This is a genomic window from Cellulosimicrobium sp. MI9406, from assembly GCF_040595865.1.
Lineage (GTDB): Bacteria > Actinomycetota > Actinomycetes > Actinomycetales > Cellulomonadaceae > Cellulosimicrobium > Cellulosimicrobium funkei.
Genome location: NZ_JALIZI010000006.1, coordinates 286,302 through 303,257, shown reverse-complemented (window position 1 = coordinate 303,257; position 16,956 = coordinate 286,302). Strand labels below are relative to the sequence as shown.

Genomic DNA, 16,956 nt, shown 5'->3' with positions numbered 1-16,956 from the left:
GGCGCTCAGCGGGCGGGTTGCTCCGCGCCCGGCGCCACCTCGTGGAGCCCGCCGTCCCGGTCGAGCTCGAGCCGCACGTCGACCCCGAGGCGGGCGAGGAACCCGTCGTCGTGGCTCACCACGAGCAGCGCGCCCGCGTAGCCCGACAGCGCCTCGACGAGCCGCTCGACGCTGCGCACGTCGAGGTCGTTCGTCGGCTCGTCGAGCACGAGGAGCTGGGCGGGCGGGTCGGCGAGCAGGAGCCGTGCGAGCGCGACGCGGAACCGCTCGCCGCCCGACAGCGTGCCCACCGGGCGGTCGACGGCCGACCCGCGCAGGAGCAGGCGCGCGAGGTGGTTGCGGACCGTGCCCGGCGCCACGCCCGGGGCGCCGTCGCGGACGGTGTCGAGCGCGCTGCGCGCGTCGTCGAGGCCGTCGCGCCGCTGCGGGAGGTAACCGACCCGGTCCGTGAGGAGCGTCCCGCCGGCGCGTCCCGGCTCGGGCGCGCGCCCGGCGAGCAGGTTCTCCAGGAGCGTCGTCTTGCCGGTGCCGTTGGCCCCCACGAGCGCGACCCGCTCGGGCCCCTGGACGACGACCGTGCGGTTCGTCCCGTGCAGCTCGGCGAGCCGACGGCCGCGCGGGACGTCCGGGTCCGGCAGCACGAGGTGCACGTGCTCGTCGTCGCGCACCCGGGCCGCCGCCGCGTCGAGCGCCTGCTGCGCGGCCTGGACCTTGGCGTCCAGGCCCTGGCGCATCGAGCCCGCCGAGACCTGGGCCGCGGACGCGCGCAGCCCCATGGAGATGCGTGACCCGGTGCGGTTCGCCTGGGCGGTCCGCGCCGTCCGCTCGCGGCGCGCGAGCTTCGTCTCGGCCTCGACGCGCTGGCGCTTCTCGGCGCGCAGGGCCTGCTCGGCGCTCCGCGCGGCCTGCGCCGCCGCGGCCTGGTCGACCTCCAGCTGCGCGCGCCACGCGCTGTACGGGCCGCCGAACGTGGTCAGCGCGCCCGCGTGCAGCTCGGCGGTCTCGTCGACGTGCTCGAGCAGCTCCAGGTCGTGGCTCACGACGACGAGAGCCCCGGGCCAGTCGTCGACGAGCACGGCGAGCCGGGCCCGGGTGGCACGGTCGAGGTTGTTCGTCGGCTCGTCGAGCAGCGTGATCGCGCTGCGCCGCACGCGCAGGCCGCTGATCGCGACGAGCATCGCCTCGCCGCCGGACAGCTCGCCGACGCGCCGGTCGAGGCCGACGCCGTCGAGCCCGATCTCGGCGAGCGCCTGGGCGGCGCGCGCCTCGACGTCCCAGTCGTCGCCGACGGCGTCGAAGTGCCGCTCGTCGACGTCGCCGGACTCGATCGCGCGCAGGGCGTCGAGCGTCGCGTCGATGCCGAGCAGGCGCGCGACGCTCGCGTCGCGGCTGAGCGTGAGCGTCTGGGGGAGGTAGGCGACGTCGCCGGTGGTCGTCACGCGCCCGGAGGTGGGCGTGAGCAGGCCGGCGACGAGGCGCAGGAGCGTCGACTTGCCGGCGCCGTTGTCGCCGACGAGGCCCGTGCGGCCGGTGCCGAACGTGCCGGAGAGGTGGGAGAGCGCGACGGTGCCGTCGGGCCACTCGAACGTGAGGTCGGTCAGCGTCACCGCGGACCGGTGCAGGGTGGACATGGGTGTGCTCCTCGGCCCGCGGTGCCGCGGGCGTGGTCGTGCCGGGAAGGTCGGGCGGGCCGTCGTCGCGCGGGCGCGCGGGACGGGCCGCCGGTGGCGGGAGCGGTGGGGCGTCGTACCGGCACGCCGAGGCCGCGGCACGAGCCGGGCAGGGGTCGCCGACGAGGGCTCCGACGGGGCGGAGCGGGGCGAGGGGTGCGCTGGGACGGGCCGCCGACGGCTCGGCGGCTAGAGTCTGTCGACCTCGATGAGCACGTGCCGATGCTAGCAGCGCGGCCCGGCGGGGTCTGCGGGCGCGGGGGCCCGTCACCCCGCCGGAGCCTGCTCCCGACCCGTGGCGAGCGAGGCGACGAGCGAGGCGACGAGCGCCGCGGCGGCCGCGCCCGGGTGCGGCCGCGTCACGAGCCCGAGGGACCACGCCTCCGGCGCGTCGAGCGGCACCGCGACCGCGCCCGGCGCGGGCTCGTACATGTCCGCGGGGACCACCGCGACGCCGAACCCGGCGGCGACGAACGCGGGCAGGTCGCCGACGTCGGCCACCTCCGTGTCCGCGCGCGGCGCGACGCCCGCGTGCGCGAACGCGCGCTCGGCGACCACCCGGTTGCCGAACCCGCGCGGCGTCGTCACGACGTGCTCGTCGGCCAGGTCGCCGGGCGCCACCGACCGCGCCCCGGCGAGCGGGTGGCCCGCGGGCAGCACCGCGACGAACGTCGACGACGTGAGGCGCGTGTACCGCAGACCGGGGTGGTCCTCGGGCCCGAGCCCGGTGAACGCGACGTCCACGACACCGCGCCGCACGTCCTCCCCGAGGCCCGTCGACCCGGCGGGCGACGGGGTGAGGCGCAGCACCACGCCGGGGTGGCGGTCCCGGAACGCGGCGAGGGTGCGCGGCAGGCCGAGGTACCCGAGGTTCGTGAACACCCCGAGCCGCACCGTGCCGCGCACGTGGTGCGGCCCGGGCGCGACGGCGGCACGGGCCTGGTCGACGGCGTCGAGCACCGCCCGGGCCCGGGGGAGCAGCGCCTCGCCCTGCGAGGTCAGCGCGACCGAGCGCCGCGTGCGCTCGAACAGGCGGGCGCCGAGCTCGGCCTCCAGGGCGCGCACGCCCGCCGAGACGCTCGACTGCACGGCGAAGACGCGCGCGGCGGCGCGCGTGAAGCTCAGCTCCTCGGCCACCGCGACGAAGTACTCGAGCTGGCGCGTCTCCATGCCGCTCACCCTACGACGTCCTATCGCTGACATCGATCAAGAGGATCGGTACAAGTCGTTGGACACGATCAGGAGCACAGGCGCACGGTGGACGCATGACGACGACCTCGGCACCTCCGACCCGCCCCGCACCCGCGCGACCGGACGACGCGCAGCGGTCCTCCCGGCCGCCGCGTGCGCGGCGCACGCGGCCGCTCGTCTCGCACGGGTCCGGGTTCCTCGTGGTGGCGCTCGCGTTCGCGACGGCCATGGCGTTCTCGACGGTCCCGACGCCGCTCTACCCGCTGTACCAGGCGCGCGACGGCCTGCCGACCGTCGCCGTGACCGTCGTCTTCGCCGCGTACGCCGTCGGGGTCGCCGCGAGCCTCTACCTCGTCGGGCACCTCAGCGACCGGTTCGGGCGCCGCCGCGTCCTGGTCCTCGGCCTCGTGGCCGAGCTCGTCGCGGCCGTGCTGTTCCTGCTGCTGGACGGTCTGGGCGGCCTCGTCGTCGCGCGGCTCGTCTCGGGCGTGGGGATCGGGGCCGTCACCGCGACGGCGACCGCGCACCTCGCCGAGCTCCGCGCGGCAGCCCGGCCCGGCGGCCCGGCGGACACGAGCGCCGTCGCGGGCCTGGCGAACATCGGCGGCCTCGCGCTCGGACCGCTCGTCGGCGGGCTGCTCGCCCAGGCCGCGCCCGCGCCGCTCACGACGCCGTACGTCGCCTTCGCCGTCCTGCTCGCCGCGGCGGTCCTCGCCGCCGCGCTCGTGCCCGAGACCGTGCCGCCCGCCGCCGCCCCGTACCGCTACCGCCCGCAGCGCGTCGCCGTGCCGCGCGGCGGGCGCGGCACCTTCGTCGCCGCGGCGGCCGCCGCGTTCGCGGGCTTCGCCGTCTTCGGCCTCTTCACGTCCCTCACCCCGAGCGTGCTCGCGACCGTGATGCACGAGGAGTCGCGCCTCGTCGCCGGGCTCGTCTCGGCCACGGTCTTCGCCGCGGCCGCCGTCGCGCAGCTCGCCACGGGCCGGCTCGCCCGCCGGCGCCAGGTCGCGCTCGCCGTCACGCTGACGCTCACCGGGCTCGCCGTGCTCGCCGTCTCCGTCGGCACCGCGAGCCTGCCCGGGTTCGTGGCGAGCGCCGTCGTCGCGGGCGCGGGCGTGGGCATCCTCTTCCGGGGCGCGCTCGCGACGGCGGGGGCCCTGGCGGAGCCCGGCCGCCGGGGGGAGGTCCTGGCGGGGGTCTTCCTCGTCGCGTACCTGGGGCTCGCCGTCCCCGTGCTGCTCCTGGGGCTCTCGCTCACGGTCGAGCCGCTGCGCCTCATGGTCGTCGTCTTCGCGGCGGCCACCGCGCTGCTCGTCGCGGCGGCCGCGCCGGGCCTGGCACGCCGGTCCTGAGCGGGCGGGGCGGACCGCGGTCCGCCCCGCCGTGCCGTGGGTCAGCGGGCGAGCTCGACCCGCGCGACGCCCCAGCCGAGGGCGTCGTGCCCGACGACGCGCCACCCGGCGCGCGCGGCGAGCCGGGCCACGTCGTCGGGCGTGCGGGGTCCGGACCCCGTCGTCGCGAGGGACAGCAGCGCGTGCTCGTGCGCGTGCGGGCTCAGGCCGTCGGGCGTGAGGTCCTCGACGAGCACGGCCCGACGCGCGGCCGCCCCCATCGCGGCGAGGAGCGCGACCACCTCGTCGTCGGTGCGGTGCCCGGTCCCGAGCGCGCACACGGCGAGGTCGGCGCCGGGCCAGGAGCCGGACGTGGCGTGGGGCGAGCCCGTGCCGGCCTGCTCCCGCAGGACAGCGAGCGGCACGGGGTCCTCGACGAGCATCGTCGTGCGGTCACCGGGCACGTCCGCGAGCAGGTCAGCCACGACGAGCGCCCCCGGCCCTCCGACGGCCACCGACCGCGCGCCCGACCACACGGGCCACGTCGGGAGGCCGGTGAGCACGTAGGGCAGGACGTCGGCGCCCTCGACGACCTCCGCGGCGAGGTCGGCGTCGGCCTCGACCTCTGCGCGCAGGGTCCGGCCGCGCGAGCGCGCCCACGCCGGGGCGTCCTCGCGCAGCGCCGGGGCGAGCGCGGCGAGCGCGAGGACCGCGTCGGCCTCCAGGCCCTCGTACTCCTCGCGCGCGTGCTCGTCGTCGAGGAGGTCCTCGCCGGCGTCGGCCAGGGCCACCTTGTCACCGTCCGAGGTCACGACCCCCGACGCCGTGAGGACGTCCACGAGGACCCGGACCGCCGCGGGCGCGACGCGGGCCGCCTCGGCGAGCGCCGCGACGTCGCGCGGGCCGTCGCCGAGCGCGTCGAGCAGCCCGAGCTGGAGTGCGGCGCGCGTCGCGAACCACGGCACGGGGGACGGCACGCCCGCGGGCTGCGCCGCGGGGGCGGTGCCGGTCGCGATGCTGCCGGGCGCGTCGCTCGCGGTGCTGCCCGGGACGCCGCCCGAGGTGTCGCCGACGGTGCTCGCGGAGTCGCCCGGCCTCGCGCCCGAGGGCGCCGGCTGCGCGTGCCAGTACCCGGTGACGTCGACGTGCGTGCGGAGCACGCCGCGCTCGCGCGTGAGGTGGCGGCGCACCGGCAGCAGGGCCCGGCTCTCGCTCGCAGCCCACGCGTAGACGCGCCCGGGCCACCACGTGATCGCGCGCACCGCCTCGCCGAGCGCGCCGCGGTCGCCCTCGGGCGCGACGACCCAGCGGACGGTGTCGCCGTCGCGCAGCGCGAGGTCCTGGCGCGCCGACGCGTCGCCGACCGTCACGACGACCTGCACGGGCGCGTCGACAGGACGCTCGTCGAGGAAGCGGCCGATCGCGGGCAGCGCCGTCTCGTCGCCCGCGAGCAGGGCCCAGTCGACGTCGTCGGGCCACACGGTGGAGGCCTTGGGGCCGACGAACCACAGAGCGTCGCCGGGGCGCGCCGCCCCGGCCCACGCGGCGGCGGGCCCGTCGCCGTGCAGCACGAGGTCGAGGTCGAGCTCGCCCGCCACCGGGTCCCAGCGGCGCGGCGTGTAGTCCCGACCCTGCCGGTTCGGCGCGGGCGGCCAGTCGATGCCGTGCGCGCGCTGCACGGGCAGCGCGGACGCGACGTCGCCGTCGGACGCGAGGACGAGCTTCACGTGGTCGTCGAACCCCGGGGCGTCGAACGCCGGCATCGGCAGGCCGTCGCGCTCGAACGCGCCGAGCTCCGGCCCGACGAGCGTCACGCGGCGCATGCGGGGCGTGACGTCGACGACGCGCGCGACCTCGACGCGCCGCAGGACGAGGGGGTGGGTGCGCAGGCGGTGCTGGGCCATCAGGAGAACTGCTCCTCGACGACGTCGAGCAGGGCCATCGCCTCGTGGTAGTCGCTGCGGATCGTCCACGTGGGCAGCTCGTGCGCGGTCCCGGCGGCGAACGACGGCAGCGCGGCGAACACCGGGTCGCCGGCGAGCGCGTCGAGGTCGACCTCCGCGCCGTTGAAGCCGATGACGAACACGTTCGGCGCCGTGACGACCGACGTCACCTGCTCGGCCGACACCTCGAACATGTCACCGCCCGGCGTGTACGGCTCGGCCCCGGTCTGCTCCTGGATCGGCTGGACCGCGAACCCGAGCCGCTCGAAGATCGCGGGCAGCCCCTCGCCCTCCTGGAGGGCGTACGTGGTGCCCTCCGCCGTGCGGGCGAGGAACGCCGTCTCGCCCGTGGGCACGGTGATCGCGTCGCGCACCTCCGTGAGCCGGTCCTCGTACCCGGCGGCGAGCTCCTCGGAGGTCTCCGCGTCGTCGAACACGTCCTCCGCGAGGAACGCGAGCTGCTCCTGCCAGGTCGTGTACGTGCCGCTCACGAGGACGGTCGGGGCGATCTGGCTCAGGCCGTCGTAGACGTCCGTCGCCTGCTTGAGCGGGAAGCCCCACCCGCCACCGACGATGAGGTCGGGCTCGAGCGCGAGGATCGCCTCGAGGTTGAAGCCGTCGGCGCTCCACTCCAGGAGCTCCGTGCCGTCGGCCTCGGCCTCCTGTGCCCAGAGGGGGGAGAAGGCCGGCTCGGGGTCGTCGGTCACCTCAGGCACGGTGGCGAGGACCGGGACGTCGAGCGCGTAGAGGTACCCGGCGAGCGCGTGGTTGAGCACGACGACGCGCTGCGGCTCCGTCGGGACGGTGACGTCGCCCTGGTCCGTGGCGACGACGCGCTCCGCCGCGGACGAGCCGGTGGGCTCTCCGGAGCCCTCGGCCCCGGCGTCGGACGTGGTGGTGCCGCCCGAGCACGCGGAGAGTGCGAGCGTCGCGGCGGCGACGAGCGCGGCCAGCGCGGTGAGGGGGCGGCGGGTGGGACGGCGGGACGGCAGCATGGGACCTCGCACTCGGGAGCAGGGACGCGGGGGCCGCACGGCGTGACCGGGGCGCACCTCGCGAGGTTAGGCTAACCACACCTGCGCGCCGTGCCGTGCCCGGACATGACACGGACGCGCCCGGACGCGACACGACCGGGCACGTCACGTCCCCACGGTGCGCCGCGGGACACGTCCGAGGTCGTCCCGCAGGACGGCCGGACCGGAGGGTCCGGCCGAGGAGAGGAGCGCCGCATGACCCCGACCGCGCTGGGCGCCGTCGTCCCGGAGAACGCCGTCCGCTTCCTCGGCCACGGCACCCACGCGCACGACGAGCCACACCTGGTCCACGTCGTCACGGGCACCGCGGAGCTCGTGGCCGACGGCGCGCCCCTGACCCTGCGCACGCACGAGAGCGTGTGGCTCGCCCCTGGCGTGCCGCACTCCGTGCGCCTGCCGGGCGGGGCGATGGCCCTCGGGCCGGTGCTCTCGCCGGGCGTCGATCCCCCCGTGCGGGTGCACCGGCTCGGCGTCGTGCCGGCCGTCACGGACGTCCTGACCGCCGTGCTCTGCGCGGGCCCGGCGACCCCGGAGCAGGTCGCGCCGTTCCGCGCGGCCCTCGAGGAGGTGCTCCGCGGGGTCACGGGCGACCACTTCGTGCTGACGCTCCCGTCGCACCCGGTCGCGCGCGCCGTGGCCGAGGACGCCCGGCGCGGGGGTGCGACGCTCGACGAGCTCGCCGATCGACGGCACGCGAGCGCGCGCCACGTCCAGCGGCTCTTCGTCGAGGAGACGGGGCTCCCGTTCGGGCGCTGGCGCACGCGCGCCCACCTCAACGTCGCGATCGCGCGGCTGCGCGGCGGCTCGCAGCTCGACGCGGCGGCGCGCGCCGCCGGCTACGCCACGCGGGCCGGCCTGCTGCGCGCCCTCAGCCGGGAGACCGGGCAGCCGGTCGCCGACCTCGCGCGGGACCCCCTGGCGGTCCTCGCCCGCGCGCCGCGGGACACGGGTTCTGGTACCCGGGCGGCTCGCGCCGACGAGCGCCTGAGCGCCTGAGCCGGATCAGCGGTCGCGCACGACCCGGTAGCGCAGCGCGGTGCGCACGCCCACCTCGTCGACGCTCACCTTCTCCAGGGTGGCGGGGACGCCGCCGTCGAACAGCCGGACGCCGCCGCCGAGCAGCACCGGCATGACGTCGACGGCGAGCTCGTCGACGAGGTCCGCCGCCAGGAGCTGGCGGAAGAGGTCCGCGCCGCCCACGAACGTCACGTCGCGGTCGCCGGCGGCCTCGACGGCACGGCGCACCGCCTCCTCGACGCCGTCGGTGACGAACTCGATCCACAGCCGCTCGTTGCGGCGCGGCGCGACGGGCAGCGGGTGGTGCGTCACGACGAAGATCGGTGCCTGGAACTCGTAGTCCTCCGCGTAGCTGTCGGGGTCCTCGGCGCCGTCGAACGTGCGTCGCCCCATGAGCACGGCGCCGGTCTCGTCCTGGAGCCGGCGCATGTAGCCGCTGCCCACGAGCGTGTCGAAGTCCGCGTAGAGCGCGGCGCTGCTCCCGGCGGCGTCCTGCACGAACCCGTCGAGCGACACCGTCGCCCCGGCGATCACCTTGGCCATGGATCCTCCTCGTCCCTGTTGCGCGGTCGAGGGGGAGACCCGGGGCGGCGCGCGGACTCATCGGTCGGCGGGCGGCCTCCGGGTCGGCCCGCTCCCGGTCGGCGCCCGCCGTCGGGCCGTTCGGCAGTTCTCATTATCGTGTTGACCCTGGTCACGGGCCGTCGTGAGAGTGGCTGCCGTCCCACCCGCTCTCTCACCGTGGAGGCAGCATGCCGGACGACCCTCGCCCACCCGTCCCTCGTCCCCTGACCCGTCGCGCGCTCCTGCGCGGTGCCGTCGTGCTCGGCGCGGCGACCGCGACCGGCGCGCTCGCCGGCACCGTGGGCGGCATCGCCGCCCCGGCACCCGCGCACGCGGCGGTGCCCGGTTTCCCGACCTTCCGCTACCTCGGGCAGCCGCTCGACCGGAGCACGTTGCGGTACAACCCGACGAACGAGCTGATCTTCCCCTCGGTCCGGTACGTCGCCGGGCGCGTCGAGAACCCGCTCGGCCGCTGGTACATGTACTACGCCCCGCACGACGCCCCGGGCGGCATCTGCCTGGCCTACGCGGACTCCGTCACCGGCCCGTGGCGCGAGCACCCCGCCAACCCGATCATCCCGCGCACCTGGGCGGGCTTCGACGTGAGCCACGTGTCGAGCCCCGACGCGTTCTGGAACCCGGCGGACCGCCGGATCTACCTGTTCTTCCACGGCGAGAACCACACGACCCGGGTCGCGAGCTCGGCCGACGGCCGCAGCTTCACCTACCACAACCGGGTCGTGGGCACGTACATGCTCCCGGGCGTGAGCGAGACGTCGTACGCGCGCGTCTTCCCGCACCCGACGCAGTCGGGGGTCTACGTCATGCTGCTCATGGGCAACCACGGCGGGACGCGCAAGATCTACGTCGGCTGGTCGCACTCGCTGACGTCCGGCTGGCAGGTCAAGCCGGAGCCGCTCATCACGCCTGCGGCCGGGGAGGGCGGCCAGGTCTCCGGGGCGCACTACTGGTCGCGCAACGGCGGGGGCCACGTCGTCTACCACGCGGGCTCGGGCAACATCCACGTCGCGCGCGTGGGGACGGGCTTCGACCGCGAGGACCACCTCGGGGTCCTGTACGACTCGGGGTCCGCCGCACCGGACCACGGGCGCGCCGCGGCGCCGTCGTTCGTGGAGGTCGACGGCCGCCTGCACATGTTCTACGAGGCCGGCCAGCGCGGCTCCACGACGATCGCCCTCGCCCGCGCGGACTGACGCCCCGGCCGGGCGCCCACCGCCCCGGGCGCCCGGCCGGGCCCGTCACGCGAGGTCGACGTCGGCCCACAGGGCGGCGTGGTCGGACGCCGCGTGCACGGGCGAGGTCATCGTGTCGTAGTGCGGGAACAGGGTCCCGTCCTTCCCGCCCCACACGCCCCGGCGGAAGACCGACCCGCCGACGGTGCGCTCGAACAGCGCGGGGGAGAGCAGGACGTAGTCGATCTTCTGGCTCGCGGTCCCGTTGCCGTACGTCCCGGGACGCCCGTCGCCCCGGAAGTCCGGGTGCACGCTCACGTCGCGCAGGTCGGTCCCCTCGAGGAGCGGGCGCAGCGGCACCGACCCCGGTGTGTCGTTGAGGTCGCCGACGACCACGACGTGCTCCTCGCCGCGGGCGCGCAGACCCGCGTAGATCGCCGCGGTGCGGGTCGCCTGGCGGCGCCGGGTCGCGTCCGACTCGGCCTGCGTCCCGTACCCCTTGGACTTGAAGTGGTTGACGAGCACGGTGAGCGTGCCGCCGCCCGGCAGCACGACGACGTACTCGGGGCAGTCACGACCGAAGACGAGGCGCCCGCGCGAGTCCCGGTCGTCGACGTGGGAGCGCACCGTCCCGATCTCGTAGGGCCGCCGCGTGAGCAGCCCGACGTCGATCCCGCGGTCGTCGTTGCCGTCGATGACCATGACGTGCGGGTAGAGCGCGCGCCCGGAGCGGGTGACGCCCGCGTCGGTGAACCGCTTGAGCGCGACGCGGCTCTCCGCCTCGACGACGGCGAGGACGTCGGCAGCGACGTCGGCCACGACGCGCGCCGTGTGGGCCATCGCGAGCTCGTCGACCCGGTCCTTGACGAGGTCGACCCAGCCGACCCAGTCGCCCCGCCCGGTCGCGACCACCTCGGTGCGGGCCGTCCCGGCGGCCTGCGACCCGGTGCGGCGCACGAGCCGCCCCCGCACCTGGCGCAGCACCGCGAGCGCGGCGGCGTCGGCGCGCAGCAGGCCGAGCGTCTCCAGGTGCTCCAGGATCTCGGCGCGGACGTCGGGGCCGTACCGCTCCTCGGCGATCAGGGCGTTGACCCGGGCGTGCGCCGCCAGGACCGCGTTCCCCGCGGTCAGCGGGCCCGCCATCGCGCGCGGCCGCTCGAACAGGTTCTCGACGTTGAACGTCCCGATCCGGACCGTCGCCATCGTGGGCTCCCTCGCGCGGCCCGGGACCCGAGATGGGTGCGCGGCGCGGACCGGCTCCACCAGGAGGGAGGGGCGCGGCCGGTGTCCCGGACGCCGCCGCGGGCGCGATCGCGGTCGCAGGACCGCACCACGCGGCCGGCCCGGCCGGTGTCACCGCCACCGGCCGGGCCGCCCGTGACCGGCCGGGAACGCCTGGCCGGAGACCCGTCAGCGTCTGCGCGGGGCGGGCGCCGACGGGTAGATGTCGCGGAACGCGGGCTCGAACGGTCTCGACAGGAGCGACAGACCAGCCTGCTCGGGCGTGCGCCCACCCTTGGCCGCGTTGCACGGCTCGCACGCGGCGACGGCGTTGAGCCACGTCGTCGTGCCGCCCTGGCACCGCGGGACGACGTGGTCCATCGTCGTCGCGGTGCCGCCGCAGTACGCGCACCGGTAGCGGTCGCGGCGCAGGAGCGCGGCGCGCGAGTACGGCACGCGGCCCTGCCGCTCGTACACCCAGCGCGCGTGCACGTACCGCACGAGCGCGACCGACCGGGGCCGCTGGTAGGGCCCGAACGTCTCGCCCTCGACGGCCTCCAGCACCTCGGCGACCTGCCGGTGCAGCATGCGGATCGCGTGGCGCAACGACACGCGGCCGAGCACCTGGCTGCCGCCGAGGTTGTAGATGACCACCTCGCTCATCGTCGCTCCTCCTGTCGTGCGTCGCGTGCCGTGCCCCGGGACGACGAGAGCCGCCCCAGGACGGTGCCCCAGGACGGCTCTGCAGGTGGACGACGCACGTCGTCTACCTGAGGAGCGCCCTTCGGGACGGGTCGACGGACCACTCGTGCGTCACGCGGGTCCACCTGCCCTTCACCGGTCGTCCATGGTCGAGCGTCCGGGCGGGTGTCGACCGGACGCCATGAGGCTATGCCCGCGAGCGCGCGACGTCCACGGTTTTGCGCCCGGGAGGCGTCAGGCGTCGTCCCGCGCGTCCGTCCCCGCCGCCGTCGCACCGGGCTCGGCGCCCGGCCCCGGGCCGAGCTCCGTGCCCGGCGCCGCGTCGCCCGACGCCGGCCGGTGCGCGCGCCCTGCACCCGAGAGCTGGACGAGCAGCGCGCCCGACAGGACCCACACGAGCCCGGCGGCCGAGACCGACCCGCCCGCGAGCGCGGCGACCGCCCCCGCAGCCACGACGGGCACGGCGAGGACCAGCGCGGTGCGGACGTCGCGCAGCACGGCGTGGACGCCCGCGGACACCAGGCCGTGGACGGCGAACGCCCCGACGAGCAGCGCGAGCTCGGCCGGCTCGAGGGCGCGCGCCGGGCGGTCCAGCACGCCGCCGAGCGCGCCCGCGAGCGTGGCGAGGGCCCCCGTCGTCACGAGGTGCAGGAACCACGCGACCCGGGGCGGCACGCCGGCCGGGCGCAGGAGCGCCACGCCCGCGTACCCGGCGCGCACCGTGAGCGCCCACAGCCCGACCAGCAGGGTGAACGCCCCCGCGCCGGCCACGAGCAGGGTGCGGTCCCACTCGGCCTCGCTCGCGGCGTCGATCGCCTGGATGAGGCCCTCGCCGAGCACGATGATGACGAACAGGCCGAGCCGCTCGCCGAGGTGGGGCACGTCGCTCGCGGCGGCGTCGACCGTCGTCGGGACCTCCAGGTCGCGCCGCCGCCCGCGGTCCGGCGCGCCGGGTCGTGCACGACGGCCGCCGAGCGCACGACCCCGGCCCCGGCGCTCGCGGACCTCGTCGAGGCGTTCCTGCGCGCGCCGCACGAGCCGCTCGCCCGAGAGCGTGAGGAGCAGCACCAGGTCGATCGCGAGGCCGACGCCCCACAGCACGTAGCGGGTCTGGCCGTCGGCCCACCACGACACGACCCACGGCACGACGCCGGCGAGCGCCTGCACGACGGGCAGGTCGACGACGACGGTCGTGCGCCGCCACGGGCGTGCGGCGACGAGACGGCCCACGACGTAGGCGACGGCGAACGCCCGGGCGTGCTCGTCGTGGATGCCGGGGACGGCGGCGATCATCACGGCGAGCGCGGCCATCCCGGCGAGGATCGGCAGGGACCGCGCGCCCTCTCCCGCGACGTTGCCGTACGTCGTGAAGCACGCCCACACGAGCCAGAAGGCCGTGTACGCCACGACGTACAGCGCGAGCCCGCCGCCGTCGTGGTCCTCCTGGAGGAGGTGGGCGAGCATCCCGATGCCCGCGACGACGACCAGGTCGAAGAACAGCTCGAGCCAGGAGGCGTGGCGCTCCTCGCCGACGGGCGAGGTCCCCGCCGCGGGGGTGGCCGTCACGGGCGGCCGTCGGGCGCGTCGGGCGAGGTGGGCGAGATGGGCGAGGTAGGGACGGGCGCGGGTTCGAGCGGGAGCCGCACGACGAACCGCGTGTCGCCCGGCACGGACGTCACGGCGAGGTCGCCGTGGTGCTTGTTGACGACGATGCGCCACGAGATGTCGAGGCCGAGCCCGGTGCCCTGGCCGACGGGCTTGGTCGTGAAGAACGGCTCGAAGATGCGCGGGCGCACGTCGTCGGGGATCCCGGGGCCGGTGTCGGCGACCTCGACCTCGGCGTGGTCGTCGACGCGCCGGGTGGTGACGGTGAGGGTGCCGGTGCCGGCCATGGCCTGGGCGGCGTTCTCGACGAGGTTGGTCCACACCTGGTTGAGCTCGGCGGCGTACACGGGCACGGGGGGCAGGTCGGGGTCGTAGCGGCGCACGACGTCGACGCCGTCGAGGGTGTGGTCGAGCATCGTCAGGGTGGAGTCGAGCAGCTCCCGCAGGTCCACGGGCCGGAAGGGCGCCCGGTCGAGCTGGGAGTACTGGCGGGCGGCGCCGACGAGGGAGGAGATGCGCACTGTGGCGTCCTCGATCTCGGCCATGAGCTGCTCGGTCTCGATGGTGTATGCGAGCCAGCTCACCGCGCCGGTGAGCGCGCCGGCGTCGACCCGTCCGGCGACGCGGTCGAGCCACGGCTCGTCGATGCCGGCCTGGACGAGCGCGGGGGAGACCCGCCACCCCTCGGGCAGGCCGTGGTCGTCGAGCCAGTCGGTGAGGCGGTCCTCGAGGTCGGAGGTCTCCAGGGCGCCCACGGCGTCCGCGGTGCGCGTGTCCGCGTACCGCTCGAGCGCCTCCTCCTGGAGCCGGATCAGCTCGGCGAGCGTGGCGCGGTCGTAGGGGCCGTCGGCGATGAGCGCGAGCTTGTGCCGCATGGCCGCGACGCGCTCGCGCAGGGTCCCGGTGGCGCGCACGGCGGCCGCGGCGGGGTTGTTGAGCTCGTGGGTGAGGCCCGCGGACAGGGACCCGAGCGCGAGCAGCCGCTCGCGCTGCCCGACGAGCTGCTGCGCGTCGCGCGTGCCCCAGAACACGCCCTCGAGCAGGTGCACCGCCATGGGGAACCACTCGGTCATGAGCTTGGCGAAGTCGTGGGCCGCGAGCACGAAGAAGCGCGAGGGCTCGAGCGCGCGCGCCGAGTGCAGGTAGGTCTGGGGCAGCCGGTCGCCGAGGTAGGCGTTCCAGGCGCCCAGGTAGACCCCGACCTGGCGGGTGCGCGAGACCTCGACCTCGTCCTCGCCGACGCGGCGGTAGAGCGCGACGCCGCCGTCGAGCAGGACGTAGAACGCCTCGGCGGGCGCGCCCTCGTGCAGCAGCCAGCCCGCGTCGTGCCGCTCGACGTGGCCGGTCGCGCACAGCCAGGCGAGCTGGTCGTCGGTGAGGTGCTCGAACAGGAACGTGGCGCGCAGCTCGTCGACGTCGCACGGCAGCCAGCCGCGCGCGGCGGCGGCCGCGGCGGTGCCGGCCCCGGTGGTGGGCGTGGCGGTGCCGGGCGCGGTGCTTGCGCCGCCCGCCGGCGGGGTCGTGGTGGGGTCCTCGGTGCTGGTCACGGTGTCGCCTCCGGGTCGGTCGGGGCTGTGTCGTCGGTGCTGTGTCGTCGGTGTTGTCGGCGGGAGCGGGGCGGGTCGGGGTCAGAGCTGTTCGAGGTAGCGGTGGACGAGCATGACGGCCATGGCGCCCTCGCCGACGGCGGACGCGACGCGCTTGGCCGACTCCGCGCGCACGTCCCCGGCGGCGAACACGCCGGGCACGGACGTCTCCAGGTGGTAGGGCGGGCGGTCGAGCGTCCACCCGGCGGGCGGGGCGCCGTCGTGCAGGAGGTCGGGGCCCGCGAGGACGAACCCGCGGGGGTCGCGCGCGACGACGCCGTCGAGCCAGTCGGTGCGGGGCGCGGCGCCGATGAACACGAACGCCCACCCGCACTCGACGCGCGACGTCGTGCCGGCGTCGAGGTCGCGCAGCTCGAGGTGCTCCAGGTGGTCGTCGCCCGACGCCGCGACGACCTCCGTGCGGGTGAGGACCCGCACGCGCGGGTGGGCCTCGACCTGCTCGACGAGGTAGGACGACATGGACCGGGCGAGCGAGTCGCCGCGCACGACGAGCGTGACCTGCTTGGCCTCGCGCGCGAGGTAGAGCGCCGCCTGCCCGGCGGAGTTCGCGCCCCCGACGACGTACACCTCCTGGTCCTGGCACGCGGACGCCTTGGTGAGCGCCGAGCCGTAGAAGACGCCGCGGCCCACGAGGTCGGCGAGGCCCGGGCCGTCGAGCAGCCGGTAGGAGACGCCGGACGCGAGGATGACGGTGTGCGCGTCGATCGACGTGCCGTCGGGGAACCGCACCGAGCGCGCCGGGCCGTCGATGTCGAGCTCGACGGCGTCGCGCGTCGTGACGATCTCGGCGCCGAACCGCACGGCCTGGCGGCGCGCGCGCTCGGCGAGCTGGGCGCCCGAGATCCCGTCGGGGAAGCCGAGGTAGTTGTCGATGCGCGAGCTCTGGCCGGCCTGGCCGCCGGTCGCGGTGCGCTCGACGAGCACCGTGCGCAGCCCTTCCGACGCCCCGTACAGCGCCGCGCTGAGCCCCGCGGGCCCGCCGCCCACGACGACGAGGTCGTAGAAGTCGGCCGCGGGGCGCGTGGCGAGCCCGACGCGCTCGGCGAGCGTCGCGTCGTCGGGCGCGACGAGGGGCTCGCCCTCGGGCGTGACGACGAGGGGGAGGGTCTCGCCGTCGGCCTGCGCGGCGGTGAGCAGGCGCGCCCCCTCGGCGGACTCGGACGGGTACCACCGGTAGGGGACGCGGTTGCGCGCGAGGAACTCGCGCACCTGCGACGAGCGCGCCGACCACCGGTGCCCGACGACGACGGTCTCGGCGGGCCGGCGGCGGTCGGTCGCGGACCACGCCTCGAGCTGGGCGTCCACGACGGGGTAGAGCTTCTCCTCGGGCGGGTCCCACGGCTTGAGCAGGTAGTAGTCGAGGTCGACGACGTTGATCGCCTCGATCGCGGCCTCGGTGTCGGCGTAGGCGGTGAGCAGGACGCGCCGCGCCGCGGGGAAGAGGTCCATCGCCTGCTCGAGCAGCTCGACGCCCGTCATGCCGGGCATGCGGTGGTCGGCAAGGACGACGGCCACGTCCTCGCCGCGCAGCGCGAGCTCGCGCAGCGCCGCGAGCGTCTCGGCGCCGGACTCGGCGCGCACGATCCGGTACCGGTCGCCGTAGCGGCGGCGCAGGTCGCGCGCGACCGCGCGCGAGACCCCGGGGTCGTCGTCCACGGTGACGAGGGCAGGGCGGGTCGTCGCGACGGTGGGTTCCACACGGCCTCCTCGGGCACCAGGACGGGCGACTGCCATCCTCTCCCCGCCGTGGCCGCGCGTCCACGGCGGACGTGGCGCAGGTCACTCTTGACGCGAGACCGCGCTGCGCTAGGTTAGGCAAGGCAAACCTCAGGTTGCTCCGCCGCGGTCCGTGGCGGTCCTCTCCCCGTCCTGGAGCCTCGC

At 76.5% G+C, this 16,956-nt stretch carries 13 protein-coding genes; 3 read left to right on the top strand and 10 right to left on the bottom strand.

The annotated features are described in order from the left end of the window. Positions 1 to 5: 5 nt before the first annotated feature. Entirely contained in the window at positions 6 to 1,631 is a 1,626-nt protein-coding gene (locus MT994_RS13415; protein ID WP_354806649.1) for an ABC-F family ATP-binding cassette domain-containing protein, read from the bottom strand. Between the two features lie 306 nt (positions 1,632 to 1,937). Beyond that, positions 1,938 to 2,840: a LysR family transcriptional regulator gene (locus MT994_RS13410; protein WP_076404835.1), complete on the bottom strand. Its 903-nt coding sequence runs from the start codon at positions 2,838 to 2,840 to the stop codon at positions 1,938 to 1,940. A 95-nt stretch (positions 2,841 to 2,935) separates the two neighbouring features. Here MT994_RS13410 and MT994_RS13405 point away from each other — a divergent pair, with 95 nt between their 5' ends. Beyond that, entirely contained in the window at positions 2,936 to 4,210 is a 1,275-nt protein-coding gene (locus MT994_RS13405; RefSeq protein WP_251176335.1) for an MFS transporter, read from the top strand. Between the two features lie 41 nt (positions 4,211 to 4,251). On the opposite strand, the gene MT994_RS13400 is transcribed toward MT994_RS13405, so the two are convergent. Further along, positions 4,252 to 6,093 (bottom strand): siderophore-interacting protein, encoded by a 1,842-nt coding sequence (locus MT994_RS13400; RefSeq protein WP_354806647.1) that lies wholly within the window; start codon positions 6,091 to 6,093, stop codon positions 4,252 to 4,254. Continuing rightward, positions 6,093 to 7,127: an ABC transporter substrate-binding protein gene (locus MT994_RS13395; protein ID WP_354806646.1), complete on the bottom strand. Its 1,035-nt coding sequence runs from the start codon at positions 7,125 to 7,127 to the stop codon at positions 6,093 to 6,095. Before MT994_RS13395 ends, MT994_RS13400 begins: the two co-directional genes overlap by 1 nt. A 234-nt stretch (positions 7,128 to 7,361) precedes the next feature. On the opposite strand from MT994_RS13395, the gene MT994_RS13390 reads away from it, so the two are divergent. Next, positions 7,362 to 8,162 carry a helix-turn-helix domain-containing protein gene (locus tag MT994_RS13390; protein WP_354806644.1) on the top strand — a complete coding sequence of 267 codons (801 nt, stop codon included), beginning with the start codon at positions 7,362 to 7,364 and terminating at the stop codon, positions 8,160 to 8,162. A gap of 6 nt (positions 8,163 to 8,168) precedes the next feature. Here MT994_RS13390 and MT994_RS13385 read toward each other — a convergent pair whose 3' ends face one another. Next, on the bottom strand, positions 8,169 to 8,726 hold the full coding sequence (locus tag MT994_RS13385) for a dihydrofolate reductase family protein (RefSeq protein WP_354806643.1): 558 nt from the start codon (positions 8,724 to 8,726) through the stop codon (positions 8,169 to 8,171). A 209-nt stretch (positions 8,727 to 8,935) separates the two neighbouring features. On the opposite strand from MT994_RS13385, the gene MT994_RS13380 reads away from it, so the two are divergent. Further along, entirely contained in the window at positions 8,936 to 9,961 is a 1,026-nt protein-coding gene (locus MT994_RS13380) for a hypothetical protein (protein WP_354806642.1), read from the top strand. 45 nt (positions 9,962 to 10,006) lie between these two features. On the opposite strand, the gene MT994_RS13375 is transcribed toward MT994_RS13380, so the two are convergent. From MT994_RS13375 to MT994_RS13355, 5 genes are all read right to left on the bottom strand, one after another. After that, positions 10,007 to 11,143: an endonuclease/exonuclease/phosphatase family protein gene (locus tag MT994_RS13375; RefSeq protein ID WP_354806641.1), complete on the bottom strand. Its 1,137-nt coding sequence runs from the start codon at positions 11,141 to 11,143 to the stop codon at positions 10,007 to 10,009. 207 nt (positions 11,144 to 11,350) lie between these two features. Beyond that, positions 11,351 to 11,824: an HNH endonuclease gene (locus tag MT994_RS13370; protein ID WP_009863577.1), complete on the bottom strand. Its 474-nt coding sequence runs from the start codon at positions 11,822 to 11,824 to the stop codon at positions 11,351 to 11,353. A gap of 273 nt (positions 11,825 to 12,097) precedes the next feature. After that, entirely contained in the window at positions 12,098 to 13,429 is a 1,332-nt protein-coding gene (locus MT994_RS13365) for a low temperature requirement protein A (protein WP_354806640.1), read from the bottom strand. Next, positions 13,426 to 15,015, bottom strand: a complete 1,590-nt coding sequence (locus MT994_RS13360) for an ATP-binding protein (protein ID WP_354806638.1) — start codon at positions 15,013 to 15,015, stop codon at positions 13,426 to 13,428. The genes MT994_RS13365 and MT994_RS13360 overlap by 4 nt, the downstream gene beginning before the upstream one ends. An 81-nt stretch (positions 15,016 to 15,096) precedes the next feature. Next, a complete protein-coding gene (locus tag MT994_RS13355; RefSeq protein WP_354806637.1) occupies positions 15,097 to 16,773 on the bottom strand; it encodes an FAD-dependent oxidoreductase in 1,677 nt (558 codons plus the stop codon). Positions 16,774 to 16,956: the final 183 nt, after the last annotated feature.